This is a genomic window from Cohnella sp. GCM10027633 (genome assembly GCF_042675445.1).
Classification (GTDB): domain Bacteria; phylum Bacillota; class Bacilli; order Paenibacillales; family Paenibacillaceae; genus Cohnella.
In genome coordinates this window covers 80,350-101,518 of sequence record NZ_JBHTGV010000006.1, presented here as the reverse complement: position 1 = coordinate 101,518, position 21,169 = coordinate 80,350, and the positions used below count along the sequence as shown (strand labels likewise).

15 protein-coding genes are annotated in these 21,169 nt (G+C 60.2%); 13 read left to right on the top strand and 2 right to left on the bottom strand.

Annotation, left to right across the window (positions count from 1 at the left end; translation table 11 throughout):
* The first annotated feature begins 48 nt into the window (after positions 1-48).
* From ACFQZG_RS16040 to ACFQZG_RS15980, 13 genes are all read left to right on the top strand, one after another.
* A complete protein-coding gene (locus tag ACFQZG_RS16040; protein ID WP_378154241.1) occupies positions 49-951 on the top strand; it encodes a carbohydrate ABC transporter permease in 903 nt (300 codons plus the stop codon).
* Complete coding sequence (locus ACFQZG_RS16035; RefSeq protein ID WP_378154239.1) at positions 944-1,777, top strand: carbohydrate ABC transporter permease; 834 nt, start codon at positions 944-946, stop codon at positions 1,775-1,777. The genes ACFQZG_RS16040 and ACFQZG_RS16035 overlap by 8 nt, the downstream gene beginning before the upstream one ends.
* Before the next feature lie 24 nt (positions 1,778-1,801).
* On the top strand, positions 1,802-3,532 hold the full coding sequence (locus tag ACFQZG_RS16030; protein ID WP_378154237.1) for a family 43 glycosylhydrolase: 1,731 nt from the start codon (positions 1,802-1,804) through the stop codon (positions 3,530-3,532).
* A gap of 24 nt (positions 3,533-3,556) precedes the next feature.
* Positions 3,557-4,882 (top strand): ABC transporter substrate-binding protein, encoded by a 1,326-nt coding sequence (locus ACFQZG_RS16025; RefSeq protein ID WP_378154234.1) that lies wholly within the window; start codon positions 3,557-3,559, stop codon positions 4,880-4,882.
* Positions 4,879-6,681: a sensor histidine kinase gene (locus ACFQZG_RS16020; RefSeq protein WP_378154232.1), complete on the top strand. Its 1,803-nt coding sequence runs from the start codon at positions 4,879-4,881 to the stop codon at positions 6,679-6,681. Before ACFQZG_RS16025 ends, ACFQZG_RS16020 begins: the two co-directional genes overlap by 4 nt.
* Position 6,682: 1 nt before the next feature.
* On the top strand, positions 6,683-8,293 hold the full coding sequence (locus ACFQZG_RS16015) for a response regulator (protein WP_378154230.1): 1,611 nt from the start codon (positions 6,683-6,685) through the stop codon (positions 8,291-8,293).
* Between the two features lie 184 nt (positions 8,294-8,477).
* A complete protein-coding gene (locus ACFQZG_RS16010; RefSeq protein WP_378154228.1) occupies positions 8,478-9,656 on the top strand; it encodes an exonuclease SbcCD subunit D in 1,179 nt (392 codons plus the stop codon).
* The gene (locus ACFQZG_RS16005) at positions 9,653-12,751 is read left to right on the top strand and encodes an AAA family ATPase (RefSeq protein ID WP_378154226.1); all 3,099 of its coding nucleotides are present in this window, start codon (positions 9,653-9,655) and stop codon (positions 12,749-12,751) included. Before ACFQZG_RS16010 ends, ACFQZG_RS16005 begins: the two co-directional genes overlap by 4 nt.
* A gap of 30 nt (positions 12,752-12,781) precedes the next feature.
* Entirely contained in the window at positions 12,782-13,267 is a 486-nt protein-coding gene (locus ACFQZG_RS16000) for a DinB family protein (protein ID WP_378154224.1), read from the top strand.
* A 601-nt stretch (positions 13,268-13,868) separates the two neighbouring features.
* Positions 13,869-15,593: a permease gene (locus tag ACFQZG_RS15995; RefSeq protein WP_378154222.1), complete on the top strand. Its 1,725-nt coding sequence runs from the start codon at positions 13,869-13,871 to the stop codon at positions 15,591-15,593.
* 174 nt (positions 15,594-15,767) lie between these two features.
* On the top strand, positions 15,768-16,103 hold the full coding sequence (locus ACFQZG_RS15990) for a DUF423 domain-containing protein (RefSeq protein ID WP_378154501.1): 336 nt from the start codon (positions 15,768-15,770) through the stop codon (positions 16,101-16,103).
* Between the two features lie 100 nt (positions 16,104-16,203).
* On the top strand, positions 16,204-18,024 hold the full coding sequence (locus ACFQZG_RS15985; RefSeq protein WP_378154220.1) for a putative bifunctional diguanylate cyclase/phosphodiesterase: 1,821 nt from the start codon (positions 16,204-16,206) through the stop codon (positions 18,022-18,024).
* A 163-nt stretch (positions 18,025-18,187) separates the two neighbouring features.
* Positions 18,188-19,555, top strand: a complete 1,368-nt coding sequence (locus ACFQZG_RS15980) for a dicarboxylate/amino acid:cation symporter (protein ID WP_378154218.1) — start codon at positions 18,188-18,190, stop codon at positions 19,553-19,555.
* Positions 19,556-19,783: 228 nt separating this feature from the next.
* Here the strand turns inward: ACFQZG_RS15980 and ACFQZG_RS15975 are convergent, their stop codons facing one another.
* Positions 19,784-20,446 (bottom strand): TlpA disulfide reductase family protein, encoded by a 663-nt coding sequence (locus ACFQZG_RS15975; protein WP_378154216.1) that lies wholly within the window; start codon positions 20,444-20,446, stop codon positions 19,784-19,786.
* A gap of 15 nt (positions 20,447-20,461) precedes the next feature.
* Positions 20,462-21,160, bottom strand: coding sequence for a cytochrome c biogenesis CcdA family protein (locus ACFQZG_RS15970; protein ID WP_378154214.1), 699 nt, complete (start codon positions 21,158-21,160; stop codon positions 20,462-20,464).
* Positions 21,161-21,169 lie beyond the last annotated feature (9 nt).

The window sequence follows — 21,169 nt, the reverse complement described above, 5'->3', positions numbered from 1 at the left end:
CGAGGCGCTCTCCGTCTTTTCCTCATCAAGAAGGGGGAGGAACCGACTATGAAAACGACCTGGCAATCCCGGCTAAGTTCATCGTTGTTCGCGTTGCCGTACGCGGTATGCTTCGCGTTATTCATGCTGTTTCCGATCGGATACGGCGTATACATCAGCCTGCACGATTTCGACCTGCTGTCCGATCATCAGAAGTTCGTAGGGTTCAGCAATTACGTTACGATTTTTACGCCGGGCACCTATTTGAACTCCCAGTTTTTCAACGGCTTATGGACGACGGCGCAATTCGTCATTTACTCGGTCCCGTTCCTGATCGCCGTCGGTCTCGGGCTGGCGCTCTTGGTTAACAATCTCCCAGCGAAAATCCGCGGCTTGTTCCGCACCTTTTACTTCATGCCCTTCGCCATTTCGGCGTCCGTCATGGCGGTCATATGGCTGATGATGTACGACACCAACGCCGGGTTCATTAACGGGCTCCTGCAGAAGTTCCAAGTCGCGCCCATCCCGTGGCTGACGGACTTGCCGTGGTCGTGGCTCGCGCTCGTATCGACGACGATCTGGTGGACGGTAGGCTTCAATATGGTTATTTTCGTCAACGCTTTGAACGAAGTGCCCGAAGATTATTACGAGGCCGCCTCGATCGACGGAGCCGGCGCGTTCCAGAAGTTCGTCGGCATTACGCTGCCTTCGATTCGCCCCGTGATGCTGTTCGTCATGATCACGTCTACCATCGCGTCCTTCAACATCTACGCGCAGCCGTTCCTTCTGACGCGCGGCGGACCGGGGGACAGCACGAAGGTGCTGCTCATGAACGTGCTGGACGAGGCTTTCAAAGGAAGAGCCGTCGGTTCGGCATCGGCGATGGCCATTCTGATGGCGCTGGGGATCATGCTGATCTCGGTCATTCAATACCGCTTGACCAACGCGGGGAAGGAGCAACAAGATGCGTAATCCCAAATCGATGCTTCTCGTGGCGCTTGCGATCGTCGTCGCCGCCGTCTTCCTGGTGCCTCTCGTCTGGATGCTGTCCACGTCGTTCAAAAACGATTTCGAGGCGCTTGCCGGCCAGATGAATTTCATTCCGAAGAAACCGACGTGGGACAATTACGCGCAAGGGTTGAACGGAGAGCTGATGAACGTACCGATCATCCGCTGGATCACCAACTCGCTGTTGACAGGCGTAGCCGGGACGGCTATCGTTCTGTTGGTCGACTCGTTGGCTGCTTACGCGCTCGCGCGCTTAACCGATTTGCCTTTTCGCAAGACGATGTTCGCCATGTTCGTCGCCTCGCTCATGATCCCTGGCATTCTGACGTTCCTCCCGATGTACATGGAATTCAGCTCCTTCGGGTTCATCAATACCTATTACGCGCTCATTCTGCCTTATTCGGGCGGCGCGTTCGGCGTGTTCCTGCTCTATCAGTTCTTCAGGTCGTTCCCTCGGGAGATCGAAGAAGCGGCGCGCATGGACGGGGCGAACAAGTGGAAAATATACGCAAGCATTCTGATGCCCTCCACGGTGCCGGTCATGGTCACGCTCGGCATCTTCACGTTCATGTCCGTGTACAACGATTTCGTCTGGCCGCTCTACGTGACCACTTCGCCGGAAATGCGCACGATCACCGCGGGCATCGCCTTGATGGCGCAAGGCAGCTACACGCAAGCCTACGGCAAGCTGATGGCGATGACGGTCATCGCGACGCTGCCGGTGCTGCTCGTCTTCATCGTCGGCCAGCGCTCATTCGTCAAAGCGATTACGCAATCCGGCATCAAGTGACGGACGGATAGGGGAGGACCGAACGTGAAACGAACAATGATCGCGGCTTGCCTGATCGCGGGCATAGGTGCCGCCGGATGGATAGGAAGCGTGGTTATGGACAACAAGAGAACAACATCGGAACAACGGTTCGACTATCGGGGCCACGGCGGTACGTTCAAGAATACGTTGTCCGAGATGGAAACGCCCGATCCGAGCGTCGTCTACCAAGACGGCTACTATTACATGACGTTCACCCACAACGGCACGGACGTCATGGTCTTGAAATCGCGGACGATCGACTTCCGGAACGCCGAGCGCCGAACCGTCTGGTATCCGCCGGCGGGAGAAGCCTATTCCTCGAATCTATGGGCGCCGGAAATTCAATATATCCAAGGCAAGTGGTATATTTATTTCGCCGCGGACGACGGACTGAACGAGAATCACCGCATGTACGCGCTGCAGGCGGACTCCAATGATCCTATGGGCGACTATACGTTCAAGGGCCAAATTACCGATTCCACGAATAAATGGGCGATCGACGGATTGGCGATGGAGCACGAAGGCAAGCTGTACTTTATATGGTCCGGTTGGGAAGGCGACGCGAACGTTCAGCAGAACACGTACATCGCCCCGATGAGCGATCCGCTCGCGATCAGCGGCCCGCGCGTGCTGTTGAACGAACCGACGGAGGAATGGGAGAGGGCCGGCGGACCGCCTTACATTAACGAAGGCCAATCGATTCTGAAGAAGGACGGCCGCGTGCATCTCGTCTATTCGGGAGCGGGCAGCTGGACGCCTTACTACAGTCTGGGCTTGCTGTCGCTTGCGCAAGACGCGGACCCGCTCGATGCGGCAGCGTGGCGCAAAGCCGGGCAGCCGCTCATGCAGATGGACGACTCGGCGGGCGTATACGGCCCGGGGCACAATTCGTTCGTCCGGTCCCCGGACGGGACGGAGGACTGGATCGTCTACCATGGGACGTCCGGCATGAACGACGGCTGGGCCAACCGCAAAGCCCGCGCCCAGCTCGTAACATGGCAGGAGGATGGCACGCCGGCATTCGGCAAGCCGCTGTCCCTGGACACGGCGATCGAAGCGCCGGCGGGCACGGGCGTCATGAAGGCGGATAGCGCCGTCCTTGCCGAAGGCAAGCTGACGTTCGGCGCGATTCCGTCGTCCCAAGACGCCGAGGCGCCGCTGTTGATCCATTATCGGAACGATTCCGGCGAGGAGCGCATGATCGGCCTGTCTGCGAACGGAGGCCAGGAGCGCGCGATCTCCTTGCCGGCAACGAAGCCGGACGCGACGGGATACGCGTACGCGACGGTTGCGCTCAAGCAAGGCATGAACGAAATCGCTCTGGCGGCAGGAGGTTCCGGCGTTCGAATCGAAGCGATCGAAATTCCGCGTTACGAAGCGGAGAACGCCCAAGCGGAAGGAACCGCCGAAGCGGAGGACAATCCGTTCGCTTCCGGTTGGGGGATTGCGTCGCTCGCGGACGGCGAATCCGCGGTCCGCTTCCCGAACGTCGTCGTTCCGCTTGCCGGGACTTACGTCGTCCGGGTCGCCTTGTCCAATCCGTCGGAACAAGCGGGCGAGCTTCTGCTCTCGGTTGACGGGGGCAAGCCTAAGAGAGTAGAAGCGCCGAAGTCCGCAAGGAACGAATTCGTACCGCTCGAGTTGGAAGTCGAGCTCGGCGCGGGCAAGCACGAGTTCAAGCTAACGACAGTCAAAGGCAAACTTAACGTAGATTACATGGACATTCGCGGATAACGGCGACAACGGAGGCATGCGCAGATGACGGGATACGGGAACGGGAAACGCGGCGGAAGGCGACGAACGGCGATAGCGACGCTTCTTCTATTGGCGGTATGTTCGAGTCTGGCCGGATGCACGGGCAAGCCGTCTTCCGAAGAAGCGGAGCCGAAGCCGGCTCCCGTCGTTCGCATTCAGTACTGGACGCCGTTCAGCGGCGGGGACAACCAATTCATGGCGCAGATGGTCGATCGGTTCAACAAGGAGCAATCCGCCATTCAAGTCGTTCAGACGAATTCGAGGCTGGACGACTACTACTCGCGTCTGCGCACCGCCATTCTGTCCGGCAACGCTCCCGACGTGGCGATCGTCCACTCGACGAGCCTGCCGCAATTCGTGCAGAACGGCTACATCGAGGATTTGACGGAGCCGGCCGAGAAAGTCGGCCTCGACTGGAAACGGTTCAACCCGAACATCCTGGCGTCGACGATGTACGGCGGGCATTCGTATTCCGTGCCTCTCGACACCCATGCGCTCGTCTTATACTACAACAAGAAGCATCTCGGGCAAGCCGGCTTGCTGGACTCCTCCGACCGTCCCGTTATCCGGCAAGGGCCGGAGGGGTTCAAGTCGTTCTTGGAGCAGATCCGGCGAGCGGTTCCGGCGGACGTCGCGCCTCTCGCGCAGCCGAGCACGCGCATCGATACCGTCTGGCTGTGGTGGAGCTTGTACAACCAGATGGCGGACGGGGGCGCGTTCTTCGACGAGCAAGGGACGACGGCCGTGTTCGATAATCCGCGAGCGCTGGAGGCGCTCTCCTTCATGCACGGCCTGACCTCGGAAGGCTTGATCCCGCCGAACATCAACGACGCCTTCAAGCTGTTCTACGAGGGCAAGGCCGCCGTCCTTCCGCTAGGCATGTGGGCGACGGGAGCGCTCGAGGACGCGCCCGGCCTCGACTTCGGCGTCGTGCCGATTCCGACCTTGTACGACCGACCGTCCGCATGGGGAGATTCCCATACGCTCGCCATGCCTAGCAAGCGGGACATGACCGAGAGCAAGCAGCGCGCGATCATGACGTTCGTCAAATGGATGGTCGAGCACGAGGACATGTGGGCGGAAGCGGGCCACGTGCCTAGCGTGACGACGGTAGCGAACGGAGAGGCGGCGGACAGCGGGAACGTCCGCAGCGAATACGCGGCCGTCGCCAACTACGTGGCCTATTGGCCGCGCAACGCGAAGATGTGGTCGCTGATCGAGGTGCTGATCCGGGAATTCGAGAAGATGAACTATAACCAGCAGACGCCCGAGCAAGCGTTGCGCAATGCCCAAGCGAAAGTCAACGCGGCGCTGCGCCAAGGCTCATGAGGCGGCTCCGCGCGCCGGGACAGTGGTTCCGCGACCAGGGGCTCGCCCGCAAACTGATCTGGGTCAACTTCGTGCTCGTGTTCGTTCCGCTCGCCGTCATGGGCTTCTATACGTTCTCCAGCTTCGAGGGCACGATGGAGAAGAACGTCGGCGGCTATCAGCTGCAGGCGACGAAGCAGGTTACGCTGAACATCGATACGTACATGAACGAGCTGAACCGTCTCACGCTGTCCCCTTACCAATACCAGGACATTCTCGACTTCGTCGGTTCCAAGCGCGAACCCGGACAGCCGCTGACGTTGGACGAGATATCGAACCTGAACGACTTCGTATCGAAAATTTTCATCAACGGACGCGTTGACATTATGGGCGTATCCCTATATGGGGAGAAGGGCGCTTCCTACGTCGTGCTTCCCGAGAGCCAGTACTTAACGACGTACAAGCTGGACGAAAGCGCGGAATGGCTGAAGCAGACGAAATCCCGGTTCGGGCAGCCGACGTTCATCGCCACGCACGAAATTCAAGCGACGAGCGGGACGAAATACGAGGTGTTCTCGATCGCCCGCGAGCTCAAGAGCTTCGATACCGGCGAGACGATCGGTTATATCGTCCTCGATATCGATCCGGAATCGGTACGCAAAATATTGGCCCAGGTCACCATCGGCGAGAAGGAATCGCTCGAGATCGTCGACCGGACCGGACAGCCCGTCATCCGGAGGGACATATCGGCCGCGGCCATCGAATGGGAAGCGATGGAGGGAGAAGGCGTCGCCCGCGTCTCGGGAGGCGGCGGACAAGGCAAGCTGCTCGTCGCTCACGTCGCCTCTCCCGTCACCGGTTGGACGACGCTCAGCGCCGTCCCCGTCAGCGAGCTCATGAAGGACAGCGTCGTCGTTCGCAATTCCATCACGATCGCGATCTTGACGTCCATCGGGCTGGCGACGCTGCTGTCCGTCTTCATCGCGTTCCGGATCACGAATCCTCTCCGCAAGCTGAGCAGGTTGATGCGCAAGGTCGAACAAGGCGAGCTGCACGTCATGCTTCCCGTCACGACGCAAGACGAGGTCGGCCGGCTCGGCAACGCGTTCAACAAGATGGTGTCCAAGCTGAGCGAGCTCGGTTATTTGCTGTACGAGACCGAAATCCGCGAGAAGGACGCCCAGATCGCCGCGCTGCAGAGCAAGATCAATCCTCATTTTCTATACAACACGCTAGGATCGATCAGCATGTACGCGGAACTTGCGGGCAACCGGGAAATCGTCACGATGGCGAACAACCTGGGCCGCCTGCTCCGTTACAGCTTAAGCAACCGCAAAGAAACGGCGTTGCTCGCGGACGAACTCGAGCACGTGAACGGCTACATGAGCATTCAGAAAATCCGGTACGACGACCGGCTCCGGTTCGAGCAAGCGATCGAGCCCGACGCTCTTGCCTGCAAAGTCATCCCGCTCATGATCCAGCCGGTCGTGGAGAACGCGATCAACCACGGCTTGGACAAGGGGATCGGCACGGGACTGATCCGGTTGTCCGGGGCGGTCGCGGACGGGGTTCTGAAGATCGTCGTCGAGGACGACGGCATCGGTTTGACGAACGACGAGCTCGAGCAGCTTCGGAGCAAGCTGCTTCATTCCAAGGATCTAGGCGGCCGATCCGGCAACGGACTGCTTAACGTTCATCGCCGAATCGTCCTCAACTTCGGGGAGGGCTACGGCATCGCGCTGGAGAGCATGCCGTACCAAGGGTTGAAAGTGACGCTGTCCCTGCCGGCCCAATTCGAACGAAGCCAGACGGAGGGATAGCATGCCTAAACTATTGATCGTGGACGACGAAGCGATATTCCGGAAAGGGCTTCATTCCATCATCGTCTCCGCGCGAAGCGATTGGGAAGTCGTCGGCGCCGCCAAGGACGGCTACGAGGCGCTGGAAATGATCGAACAGCTCAAGCCGGACGTCCTGCTGACCGATATCCGGATGCCCCGGATGGACGGCATTCAGCTGCAAAAAATCGCGCGCGAGCGGTTTCCGGAATTGCTCAGCGTCGTCATCAGCGGGTACGAGGATTTCACGTACGTGCGGCAGTCGATGCGTCACGGCTCCATCGATTATTTGATGAAGCCGATCGAGAGGGAGGAGCTGCTCCGGGTTCTCGATAAGCTGGAGGAGGACCTGAAGGCGGGTTTCCTGAAAACAAGGGAGCACGAGGACGCGCCGGACGAACCTCGTGTTCGAAGGCAAGCCGAAGATCTGCTCGTCGCGGGCATGAACCGCCGCAGCGTGGGGCAGCAGCACTTGGATGCGCTCGCCAGGCTCGGCGTGAATCTCGAAGAGCCGTATTTCGCGAGCTTCGCGATCAAGCTGGATAAGCAATCGGTAGACGGCGAACGTTACCGGAATTCCGACCCGTCGTTGTTCCAGCTGTACATTCGTCAATTCGTGCAGGAGATGATCGACAATCGGGGCAAGGGGTTCTGTTTCGTCTATTCCGACTCGGAAGTCGCCGCGCTGATCAACCTGCCGGATCCGGATCGTTCCCGCGGGAAGCTGTCGGAGCTGGCCGAATCGATAGGCCGCCAGATCAAGTCGCTATCCAACTTGACCGTGACGATCGGAGTCGGGCGATGCGTGAAGAGCTTCGAGAACGTCCCCGAATCGTTCAACGAAGCGAGGATCGCGCTGTTGTACCGTCTCGTCGTCGGAGGAGACAAGGTGCTCGAATACGAGAAGCTCGTTACGAACGTCCAGGTCGCTTCGGGATTGAAGAAGTGGACGTGGGAGGCGCTGGAGCAAGCGATCAACGCGGGCAAGACGGACGAGATCGACGGACTCGTCGAGACCGTCGTCTCCGACTTATGCGACAAGGCCACGACGCCGGAAACGGTGCATCAGCAAATCTGCAAGCTGCTTCTCCATTACTACGAGCTTTCGGAAGATCTGGGCATCACGAAGGACTGGTTGGGGACGGACGACATTCGCGCGCTCATTCTCGAAGCGTGCGCCGTATCCTCCCAAGACGAGCTGATCGATTACTGCCGCAAAGTATTCGGAGATTTGACCGCCAGCATCGCGTCGGGGAGACAATCGTTGGAGCGGGATCCGATACAGAAGGCGATCCGCTACGTGGAACGCCATTACGCCGAGCAAATCTCGCTGAAGGACATCGCGGACCACGTCTTCTTGAACACCGCGTATTTCAGCACGTTGTTCAAGCAGAAGACGGGAACCGCGTTCGTCGAATACTTGTCCGGCATTCGGTTGGAGGAAGCGAAGCGAAGACTGACGATGACGGACGAGAAGATCACCAACATCGCGGAGCTGACCGGGTTCGCGAACATTCGCCACTTCAACCGGGTATTCAAGAACGACGCGGGCATGACGCCCAAGGATTATCGGGATGGACATTCCCGCAAGTAAGCCGAACGGCGATAATCGAACACCGAAAGTCGAACCGACCGATCCGGTCGGTTTTTCGTTTATACGCGGAGCCTATGGAAACAACTCGCAGGCCTGTTCTCCTGACAGATGTCCCGGTATTCGATTAATATAGAGAAGAGAGTGTCTTCGAATATCGGATAAGCAGGCAGGAGGACGAGCCTTCATGAAATTCATACATACGGCGGATTGGCATCTGGGGAAGCTGGTTCAGGGCGTCTATATGACGGAGGACCAACGGTTCGCGTTACGGCAATTGATAGAGACGGTAGAGCGGGAGCGCCCGGACGCGGTCGTCGTCGCGGGCGATCTGTACGACCGGGCGGTACCTCCGACGGAGGCGGTCGAGCTGTTGGACGAGCTGTTAGCCGAGCTCGTTCTGCGCATCGGCGTGCCCGTGCTCGCGATATCGGGCAACCACGACAGCCCGGACCGGCTCGCGTTCGGAACGCGCATCATGGAAGCGCGGGGCTTGCACTTGGCAGGTCAGTTCTCGGCGGACGTTAAGTCCGTCTTATTGAGAGATGCCGAAGGGGAAGTTCAATTTCACTTGGTGCCGTACGCGGATCCGGCGCAGGCGAGGTTCGCGCTGGAGGACGAGTCGATCCGCACGCACGACGACGCGATGAAGGCGATCGTCTCGCGAATCGAGGGGCGGATGGTCCCTGGTGCGAGGCAAGTGTTCGTCGGCCATGCGTTCGTTACTCCGGGCGCGGCGCCGCAAGAGAACACGAGCCAGTCGGAGCGGCCTTTGTCGGTCGGCGGCGCCGAACACGTACACGCGGAATACTTCCGCGCGTTCCACTATACGGCGCTCGGGCATCTGCACCAAGCGCATCACGTCGGCGACGAACGGATCCGGTACGCCGGCTCGCCGCTCAAGTATTCGATCTCCGAGGAGCATCACCGCAAAGGCTATTACATCGTGGAGATAGACGGTTCGGGGGAGGTTTCGGTCGAGCAGCGTACGTTCTCGCCGCTTCGAGACATGAGACGGGTCGTCGCACCGGTCGCGGATATCGTGGGAGCGGCCTCCGTGGCTTCGGACGACTACGTGTTCGTGACGCTGCTAAGCGACGATCCGGTGCTGTTCCCGATGGAGAAGGCGCGCGCCGTCTATCCGAACGCCATGCACGTGGAAGTGAAGCCGGCGACAGTCGCCGAGGGGACGGGGGAAGCGGGAGCGGACGCCGGCGGCGTCGGTTCGCGCCGCGAAGCCGATCCGGTGGCGCTGTTCGCGGCGTTCTACGAAGAAGTGAAGGGACAGCCGCTTAGCGAGGATCGAAGGACGCTGTTCGCCGAGACTTACGCGGAAGTCGTTCGCGAGGAGGAGGGCGCGGTATGAGGCCGATACGAATACAGATGACGGCGTTCGGGCCGTATCGCGACGCGGAGACGGTCGACTTCCGGCTGCTGGAGGATCGCCGGTTGTTCGTCATCTCGGGCAACACCGGCGCGGGCAAGACGACGATCTTCGATGCGATCTGCTTCGCGCTGTACGGGAGCGCGAGCGGGGAAGACCGGGCGGAGACGCGCATGCTGCGAAGTCACTTCGCGGCCGACGACGTACATACGGCGATCGATTACGAGTTCGGCGTCGGCTCGCGCACGTACCGGGTCGTGCGGCAGATGCCGCACCGGCGGAGCGGCAACAAGAACGAGACCGGCGGCAAAGCCGAGTTGTACGAGACGACGTCCGGACAAGACGTTCCGTGCGTCGACCGATTCATCGTCTCGGACGTGAACGCGAAGCTCGAATCGATACTCGGGCTGACGAAGGAGCAATTCAGCCAGATCGTCATGCTGCCGCAGGGCGAGTTCCGCAAGCTGCTCACTTCGGATACGGATAATAAAGAAGAGATCCTTCGGCGTATTTTCCGTACGGGGCTGTACGAGAAGCTGGAGGAACGGTTCCAACGCAAGTATCGCGAGCTGCAGGATACGCTGAGGCAAGAGAAGGCGACGCAGGACGTCTACGTGAAGCAGGCGGAGGAGACGTTGCCTCGCCGGGAGGAAGGCGCGCTCTGGACGGCGCTGGCCCAACCGTTCCGCAGCTCGGCGCAGGTGATGGAGGGGCTATCGCAAGAAGCGGCTTATTACGGCGAATCGGCGTCCGTCGTGTCGGCGCGTCGCGATGAGCTTAGCGCGCGGCTCGGAGATGCGGAGACGGCGTTGCAGGGCGGTCTCGCGTTAGCCGGGCGATTCGCGCAGCTGGCGGACAAGCGGGCGCAGCGCGAGCAGATGGCCGTGCGGCAAGGCGAGATCGACGCGCTATCGCGCACGGTGCAGCTGGCGGAGCAAGCGGCTAAGATCGAGCCTTACGAGGAGCAAGCGGTCGCGACCGCGCGTCTCGCCGAGACGAAGGGAGCGCAGCTCGGGCGGACGGTCGCTGTCGTCGCCGAGGCGGAGCGCGCGTTATTGGCGGCGGAGGAGCGGCTGCGCGCGGAGCAAGCGCGCGAGCCGGAGCGGGCCGAGGCGCAGCAAGCGTTGCAGAAGCTCGGCGAGTACGCCGAAGTCGTGCGGACGCTGGAGCAACGCGAGCAAGAGCTGGCTCGGCTGCAGCAGGATGAGCTGCGGCTAGTCGCGGCGCGCGATGCCGGCGATAAGCAGCTTGGCGAGCTGCGGGAAACGCGCCGCGTGAAGCTGGAGCGGTTGAAGGGGACGGAGACGGAGCTTGCCCGCTTGAACGCGGTCAGGGAGCAATACCGGCTTGCCGTCGATCAGTACAAGTGGCTGAAAGAAATGATCGGCGTCGAGGCGAAGCTCGGCGATCTCGTCCGTCATCGGACGGCGCTCGGAGCAGCGGCGGAAGCAGCCCGCAAGCGGCACGACGAGCAGGAGGCGCTATGGCTGGAAGGCCAGGCGGGCCTGCTGGCGATGCACTTGCACGACGGAGCGCCGTGTCCGGTATGCGGAAGCGCGGAGCACCCGCATAAGGCTTCGGCGGTCGGCAGCATCCCGTCGCGGGAGCAAATCCAAACGTTGAAGGAGCAGCTTCGCGTCGCCGAGCAGGAACTAGGCGACGCGACGGCTCAGGCCGCGGCGGCTTCCGCGGTCCAAGGAGACAAGAAGGCGGCGATGGAAGCGCTGGGATTGTCGGCAGACGAGCCGTGGTCCGCGCAGCTGGCGCAAGCCGAGACGAACGGCAAGGCGCTGCGCGCGGACAAGGACATGCTGGAAGGGCTGGAGCGCGAGGTCGAACCGCTCAAGACGGCGTTGGAGCAGCTGGATCGGCAGCTGGAGCAACTGCAATCCGATCGCGAACGTCTGCTCGAGCAACTTCAGCGGGTCACGTTGGAGCGAAGCACGAAGATGACGCTGCTCGTAAGCGAACGCGATCGCGTGCCGGAGGACGTTCGGACGCCGGCGCTGTTAGCCGGGCGCACGAGCGAGAAGTCGGCGCTGCTGAAGCGCTTGAACGACGCGTGGGAAGAAGCGCAGCGGACGCACTCGGCCGCCCAGACGCGCGTCGCCGTCGAGCGGACGAACGCCGCGCAGCAGAAGAGCCAGCTCGATGAGGCGGAGCTGCAGCGGGCGGAAGCCTCGCGGCGTTTCGCGGATGCGCTCGCGAAGAGCGGGTTCGCGGAAGATACGGCTGCGTACGCGTCGGCGAAGCTTCCGGAGCCGGAACGGGCGAATCTGCAACGGCAGATCGAGGCGTTCAAATCGGCATGGGCGGCGACCCTTCAGCAGATAGAGGAGCTGGAACGCGAACTGGACGGAAGATCGGTTCCCGAGCTTGAGGCCATGCATGCCGCGATCGCGGAGCTGAAGTCGCGGATCGAAGGCGCGACGGCCGAGCTGCACGGCATTCAGCGGTTCAAGCAGGAGGCGGAGCGGCTGCTGGCCGCGATCGGGAAGTCGGCCGACCAGCTCGCTGAGCTGGAGCGCCGGCATCAGAGCGTCGCCGACGTGTATCAGATGCTGAAAGGCGACAATGCGCTGAAGATTTCGTTCGAGCGCTACATTCTGATCGAGTTCCTCGAGCAGATTTTGCGGGCTGCGAACGTCCGATTGCAGGAGCTGTCCGGCGGACAATTCTTGCTGCAGCGCAGCGATCGGCTCGAGACACGCGGCAAGCAGAGCGGCCTCGGCCTCGACGTGTACGACGCTTACACGGGACAGAATCGCGACGTCAAGTCGATGTCCGGCGGCGAGAAGTTCAACGCGTCGCTGTGCCTCGCGCTCGGGATGACCGATGTCATCCAAGCGTACCAAGGCGGCGTCTCGATCGAGATGATGTTCATCGACGAGGGCTTCGGTTCGCTCGACGAGGAGTCGCTCGGCAAGGCGATCCAGGCGCTCGTCGACCTGCAGCGCGCCGGCCGCATGATCGGCGTCATCTCCCACGTGCAGGAGCTGAAGCAAGCTTTTCCGGCGATCCTCGAAGTTAGCAAAACGAAGGAAGGCTACAGCCGAACGTCGTTCATGCTGAAGTAGAGCTCCGGACATTCGAATGGAGGAATCCGTATGATCAAGCTATTCGAGTATAACTGGCAAGTTCGCGAGGACTGGTTCGACTGGTGCGAGGGCGTGAGCGACGAAGAACTCATGAAGAGACGGACCGGCGGCATCGGCTACATTCTGCCGACTCTCTATCACATCGTGGCGGTCGAGTACGGGTGGATCTGCGGCGGCATTCAAGAGAAGGCGATCGTCGTCCCTCCGTTCGAGGAAGTGGCGAGCTTCCGGCGAATTCGCGAGTGGTCCGCCGCCTGCCACGCGGAGCTCGCTCCGTTCGTCCGTGCTTGGAACGATAGTCTGGAAGACCGCATCATGATCGATATTACGGACGAAGGGGAGCGGGAACCCCATACTTACGGCGAGGTGATGCGGCACGTGATCGCCCACGAGATCCACCACGTCGGCCAGTTGTCGGTATGGTCCCGCGAGATCGGCCTGAAGCCGGTTACGGCGGACTTGATCGGGCGCGGATTATTCAGCGATAAGTATTAACCAGAAGTCGTGGAGCCGCACGCTGTAACGGCGCCACGCACCGCTGCACGCCCAAAGTCGCGGAGTCTCGCGCTATAACGGCGCCACGCACCGTTGCACGCCCGAAGTCGCGGAGCCGCACGCTGTAACGGTGCCACGCACCGCTGCACGCTCGCTAACGCGGAGTCTCGCGCTGTAACGGTGCCACGCACCGTTGTACGCTCGCCAACGCGGAATCTCGCGCTGTAACGGTGCCACGCACCGCTGCACGCTCGAAATCGCGGACTCGCGCGCTGTAACGGCGCCACGCACCGTTGCACGCTCGAAATCGCGGACTCGCGCGCTGTAACGGTGCCATGCACCGCTGCACGCCCGAAGTCGCGGCGCCGCACGCTGTAACGGTGCCACGCACCGCTGCACGCTCGCCAACGCGGACTCGCCCGCTATAACGGCGCCACACACCGCAACGCGCGATGCGCGCCGCCGAATCCGCGCGCGAACCGAGTCCGGAAGCTAACGACGTCATCAGAGTGCCATAGAGGTCACCGCAGTATATAGAAGGATCGTGAACGCGCGTTTATACTTGTAGAAGCATCGGATTCTACATGAAGGAGCTGCGCCAATGACGAACCGACGATATGACGACTTTACGCTCGCCATCTATTGTCCCGCGCCGGACATCGCCGACATTACGGAGGAAGCGCTCGAGCGGGATCTCGCCTTTTTTGAGAAACACCTGAAGGTAACCAAAGTCTACTTGGAGAATCATCGCGGCGAAGTCAGCCTGTCCCCCGTACGCCTTCGCCAGCTGAAGGCGTTCTTCGAGCGAAGAGGCATCGAGACGGCCGGCGGCATTACGCCGACGCTGCCCGCTTCCTACGCGCCGGGATATCCGCGCCTGTTCGGCTCGATCTGCTACGCGGACCCGGAGTCGCGGGCTAAATTTCAAGAACAGGTGGAGATCGCGGCGTCGGTATTCGACGAGATCATCTTCGACGACTTCTTCTTCACGAACAGCGCGAGCGACGCGGACATCGAGGCGAAGGGTCATCGGACGTGGGCCGAGTACCGGCTGGAGCTGATGACGGACGTATCCGAGAATTTGATTCGCCGTCCCGCCAAGGCGATCAATCCGAACGTGAAGCTCGTGATCAAATATCCGAACTGGATCGAATCTTATCAAGCGACGGGTTACAATACCGAGCTGCAGCCGGATCTGTTCGACGGCATTTACACGGGCACGGAGACGCGCAACCCGGGCAACAGCCAGCAACGCATTCCGAGATACGCTTCCTATTCGCTCCTTCGCTGGATGGACCATCTGAAACCGGGCGCTAACGGCGGCGGGTGGTTCGATAATCTGGACTGCACGTTCATCGATTATTACTTGCAGCAGGCGAACCTGACGGTATTCGGCCGGGCCCGCGAGCTGACGCTGTTCTGTTACGGACTGCTCAAGGATTCCGTGCACGTGCCGGCGCTCGGTTTTCAGCTCGACAAGCTCGACGTCGTAGCCGGTCAGCTCGGTCATCCGCGGGGACTTCGGGAGTACAACCCGCACCATGCGAGCGGCGAAGACCATCTCGGCAATTATCTCGGCAATCTCGGCATTCCGCTAGAGCCGTCCCCGAATTTTCCCGCGTTCGGAGAGGAAGAGCAGGTGCTCGTTACGGCTGCATCGGCTCACGACGCGGATATTCTGGCGCGAATCCAATCGTTCGTTCGTCTAGGAGGTCGCGTCGTCATGACTTCCGGTTTCGTGGAAGCGATGCAGGGCAGAGGCGCTGAGCATCTGACGACGCTGCGTCCCGCCGGGAAGAAGATGCCGATCGGCCGGTACGGAGCGAACACAGACAGCTGCACGTTCCGGGATTTCGCCGACGGCGCGCCGATTGCGTTCCCCGTTTTCGACTACGCGACGAACGGAACGTGGCAACGCATCGTCGGGTTTAACGGCGACAATAACATTCCGATCCTCATGTACGACCATTACGGCAAGGGCACGCTGTACACGCTCGTCGTTCCCGACAACTTCGCGGATCTCGCCAAGCTGCCGGAAGACGTCCTGAACGAGATCCGGCTCGTTTTGGCCGGCCATCTGCCGGTTAGGCTGGAAGGGAAGAGCGCCGCGTCGCTGTTCGTCTACGACAACGATACGTTCGTCGTCCAGTCGTACCGGGAAGATCCCGGGCATTGGCGGGTCGCGATTCCGCAAGGGTCCACCCTCCGGCTGCTCGGCAAGGCGCCGGGGGTAAGCCATTACCGCACGGACGCGCGCGCGAAGTCGGACGTGTACGAATTCAAGCTGATGCCGGGCGCGTACGCCGCCTATCGAATCGAGCGTTAACGTTAGAAGGGCCGACTTCCGCGGCAAGCGCGCGGGATCGGCTCTTCTAGTTTCGACATTTGGTCGCGGAGCGGTTATGATAAGGAAGGTTTGGGTAATTCGGAAGCTTGACCATGACGGAACGGGAGAGGGATTCGATTGATTAAATACGTGAAAATCGGCGCGCTGGCGGCGATGCTGTCGGTCGTGCTGGGCGCTTTCGGCGCGCATGCGTTAGAGGACAAGCTGTCCGCGGACATGATGGACGTCTACGAGACCGGCGTGCAATACCATATGTTCCATGCGATCGGCATTCTGCTCGTCGCGCTCTTGATCGAACGTTTGCCGAGACAGCATCTAGCCCTGTGGGCGGCAAGGCTGCTGCTCGTCGGAATCGTGCTGTTCTCCGGAAGCCTGTACGTGCTTGCGTTAAGCGACGTCGAGATCCTCGGGGCAATCACGCCGCTGGGGGGCGCGGCCTTCATCGCCGGCTGGATCTGCCTGGCGCTCGCGGCGCGTCCTAAGAAATGAAAATATTGGGATTTCTCTATACATCTATCGACTAGCGCTTATAATGGAAGAAGTAGAGAGTTCTCACGTTTCCCCGAATGCGGAGGAAGGAAGTCGATGCGTGGACGATATAGGGCCTGCATGGATGTTGGCCGGCACGATCGCGGTAGCCGGCGCGGCGACGCTCGGCTGGTGGTTCGGACGCCGGGGAAGCTCCCGGAAGGGAAATGCGCCGTCTTATCAACCCGAGCTGCTGGAATCGCTCTATGACAGCAGCCCGATCGTGTTCGCGGTCATCGACAAGCACGGAAGGTTCCTCGATATCAATCGGGATCCTTCGGAGTTAATCGGTTATTCGAAGGAAGAGATGGCGGGAGAGCCATTCGCCAAGATCGTCGACGAAGACTTCTACGATGCGACGCTTAAGGCTTTTCATCATACGCTGAAGGGTCGAAGCGTCTCGCAGGAAATTCGCGTCATCCATAAGCAAGGTCACCCGGTCGATCTCAACATCTCGACGTCTCCACTCGTACGCAGAGGCAAGCCCGTCGGCATCGTGGCGTTCATTCAGGATATCAGCGATCGGAAGCGATCGCTGGAGAAGATTCGCTACATGGCGTACTACGACGACATGACGGGACTCCCGAACCGGCGCTTCTTCACGACCCGGCTGGACGAGAAGCTGAAGGGCGCACGAGCGTCCGGAACGAAGCTGGCGGTCTGTTACATCGACGTGGACCGGTTCAAGCTCGTCAACGCTTCGTTCGGCCGCGAATTCGGGGACATGCTGCTGCTGCAGATCGCCGAACGGTTAACGAGATGCTTGCCGGAGACGGGCGACATCGCCCGGATGGAGGGCGACGAGTACATCGCGCTGCTCGATCGGCTTGAAGACGACAAAGACGCGGCGCGAAGGCTGGACGCCATCATGGACGTATTGGTAGAACCGTTCGAGCTCGGCGACCTGCCCGTGCATATTACGGTAAGCATAGGCGTAGCGATGTTGGACGATGCGGATACGGAAGCCGGTACGCTGCTGAGGCGGGCGGATACGGCGCTTCACCGGGTGAAGGAGAACGGGAAGAACCACTACTTGCTGTTCTCGCAGGATATGGATCCGGTCGCCATGCAGAAGCTGACGATCCAACACGAGATGCGCCGGGCGATGAATCATCGAGAATTCCGGCTGTATTACCAACCCCAGTACGATCTGGCTTCCGGCCGGATCGTCGGACTAGAGGCGCTCGTTCGATGGCAACATCCCGAACGGGGGCTCGTGCCGCCCGGCGAATTCATCCCGGCCGCGGAAGAGAGCGGCATGATCGTGCCGCTGGGCGATTGGGTCATCGAGGAAGCGTGCCGCCAGAACAAGGCGTGGCAGCAGTCCGGATTGCCGCGCATTCCGGTGTCGGTTAACTTGTCGATCCGGCAATTCGCGCATAAGAACTTGACCGAGAAGGTGGCCGAAGTACTGGCGAAGACCGGTCTCGAAGCCAGATATCTCGAGCTGGAGATTACGGAGAGCATGACGATGGACGTCGATCGGGCTTCCTCGAGCCTGAAGGAACTGACAGATCTCGGGGTCAACATCAGCATCGACGACTTCGGCACGGGGTACAGCTCGTTCCATTACTTGAAGAAGCTTCCGATCGCGAGGCTGAAGATCGATCGGTCGTTCGTGAGGGACATCCAGCAGGATCCGAACGACGCCGCGATCGTCGCAGCCATTATCGCGATGGCGCACAACCTGCAGCTGCAGGTCATCGCCGAAGGGGTAGAGACGGAGGACCAAGTGCACTTCCTGCGCCGGCACCGGTGCGACGAGATGCAAGGATACTTCGGCAGTCCTCCGCTCGCCGGCGATCGGATCGAGCGGATGCTCGGGGAGCATTCGAACCGGTCGGCTCTTCCGATCATCGTAGACGAGCAGCGGGTACTATAGCGTTCATAGAGGGACGTATTGGCGAGTGACGCCGATACGTCCCGTTTATTATTCGTAGACGAAGCACAAAATACGATTGACAGTTCGTAGTTTCCGCAGTACATTATATCTATTATTCCGATCAACGTAATTGGAATTAATAGTCGACAAGAGGGTGGGTAAAATGGACAACATCAATAACAATCTGCTTAACGCGTTCGAGACGAACTGGTACAGCTTCGTGACGGCGATATTCGTCTTCGCGATTCTATACGCGCTCGCGCGCAAGCGCGTCGGCTTCGGCACGAGGGTGCTGATCGGGTTGGGACTCGGCCTCGTGGTCGGCATCGCGTTCCAGAACCTGGAATTCGAGACGAAAGGCATTACGACGTTCGGCAGCATCTATATCAGCTTGATTCGCATGCTCGTCGTTCCGCTCGTGTTCGTGCTCGTGCTCAACAGCATCTCGTCGCTGACGAGCTTGGATTACCTTCGCAAGATCGGGTTCAAGACGTTCGCTTGGTTCCTCGGAACGACGGGCATCGCTTCCTTGATCGGCCTTGGCATCGCGCTCTTGTTCAATCCGGGCGCAGGCATTCAGCAAGTCATACCGGAAGGCTTCGAGGCGCGCGAGATTCCGACGATCTCCGAGGTTATCCTCGCTCTCGTGCCCGCCAACCCGGTGAACGAAGCCGCGGAAGGCAAAGTCGTGCCGGTGCTCATCTTCGCGATCTTCCTGGCGGTAGCGATCATTAAGCTCGGCGCCAAGAAGCCGGATTCGGTGAAGCCGGTTCGCGATCTGATCCAGTCGCTCTCGCAAGTGCTTCACCAAGTGGTGAAATTCGTCATTCGTCTGACGCCGTACGGCGTATTCGCGCTCATCGCGGGCATCACGGCCAAGTACGGCTGGGAGACGCTCGAAGAGCTGGGCAGCGTCATCGTCACTTCGTACGTCGCGATGATCATCCACTTCGTCGTTATCTTCGGCGGTCTCGTGCTGTTCGTGGCGAAGGTGAATCCGATCAAGTTCTTCCGTAAAATCTATCCGACGATCGCGGTCGCGTTCACGACGAGAAGCAGCTTCGCGACGCTGCCGATCAATCTCGAAGTGATCACGAAGCGGTTGCACGTGTCGCCGCGCATCGCAAGCTTCGTCGCTCCTCTGGGCGCGTCGGTCAACTTCAATGCTTGCGGAGGCATCTGGCCGGCGATCGTGGCGGTATTCACCGCCCAGATCTACGGCATCGATCTTAGCGCGACGGATTATATCGTTCTCGTATTCGTAAGCATCATCTCTTCGATCGGCGTCGCGGGCGTGCCTGGACCGGCTACCATCTCGACGACGGTCGTACTGACAGCGCTCGGCTTGCCTCTCGAAGGCATGGCGATCGTGGCGGGCGTCGAAGCGCTGATCGACATGGGCCGTACGGCAGTCAACGCGACGGGCACGACGGTAACTTCGTTGCTCGTGGCGAACTCCGAAGGCGAGTTCGATCGCGAAGCGTTCAATAACAACGACGACGATGAAGAGCTTGTCGTTACCCCGGCGTAATCGGACACATTAGAAGGCGGCGTAAGGGAGATATCCCTTACGCCGCCTTTTCTGTTCCTTTAAGTATTCGATGAAAAAGGAAGGGACATGTATCTCCTGAAGAGCGAAGCGGCGGCATTTTACGGTCGAGAAATCTCCGCGTTGCGGGGTTGCCAATTCAGAGTTTCTCGACCGTAATTGCAGCGTAAGGAGTTACATGTCCCGAACTGTTTTCAATCGAATGTTATCTTATCCTACAATCCGTTCAATTTGCTTCTGCATTTCCGCCTCTCTCAAGTACCCGAGCTTCCGGTGAACGATGCGTCCTTCCCTGTCGATGAAGATCGAGACGGGAATCGGCTTGACGCCGTACTGCTGGGCGATGCTCTTGTCCGGGTCTAACAGGACGCCGAACTTGTAGCCGTACTCTTCGATATACTGCGCGACGGTATCCCGATCTTCCCCTACGCTGATCGCGAGAATGACGAGCCCTTGGTCTTTGTAAGCTTCGCCGAACTTGTCCATCTCCGGCATTTCCTTCTTGCACCACTTGCACCAGGTAGCCCAGAAGTTCAGATAGACGGCCTTTCCTTTGAAATCCGATAACGATACTGTATTGCCTTGCAGATCCGTCAGCGTGAAGTCGCTTGCCAGCTCAAGCTCTTCGGCGGCGGGGCTTGCCGGTTGTTCCGCGCTTGCGGAGTCTTGGGGGCTTGCGGTCGCATCGGGATCCGCAGCCGGGCTCGCCGGACTTTCCGAGCCGGTCGCGCTAGCGGGAGCTTCGGCGCCGGCGGCCCGGAGCGGAGCCGCATCCGTCGTTTCGGGTTCGCTGATGCTGTAATGGCTCGTCACGTAGACGGATAACAGGACGAGCGCGAGGACGCCGCCCCAGAGAATCGTTTTTCTAGCCATAGGTATACTCCTCGCTTATAGATTGAATATTCCATCGTATTGTCCGAGCGCTTCCAAGCGATTCGTGTAGACGAGGACGCCCATGAGGATGACGATCGCGCCGCTCGCCACGGCGATCGCGGGGAGATACTTATTCACGCGCTTCAGGAGCCGCGACAACCGGTCGACGAGCAGCGCGGACAGTAGGAACGGCATGCCCATGCCGAGCGCGTAGAGCGCGAGCAGCAGCACGCCTTTGTCCAAGGTGCCCAGGCTGCCGGCGTAGATCAGGATCGAAGATAACACCGGTCCGATGCAAGGCGTCCAACCGATGGCGAACGCCATTCCCATGAGCAGCGGCGCGAAGCCGTTGCCCGCGAATTTCGCCGGCATCTGCAGCCTCTTCTCCTTGTACAGCCAACGCAGGCGTATCAATCCCGTCATATGGATGCCGAACGCCACGATGAGCACCCCGCCGATCCGTTGGATCAGATCGAGATGGTCGGAGAACAATCGGCTGATCGAGCTGACGGAGATGCCGAGCAATACGAATACGACGGAGAAGCCCAATACGAAGAACGAGGCTTTCGCGAGCGCGTCCGAGCGCTTCGACTCGGCGCGCGCATCGGCGGCGGAGGAGCCGATCATATAGCTGAAATAAGCGGGAATCAGAGGCAGGATGCAGGGCGACAGGAAGGAGAGCAGTCCTGCGGCTAAGGCGATGGCGTAGTCCATGATGGTACT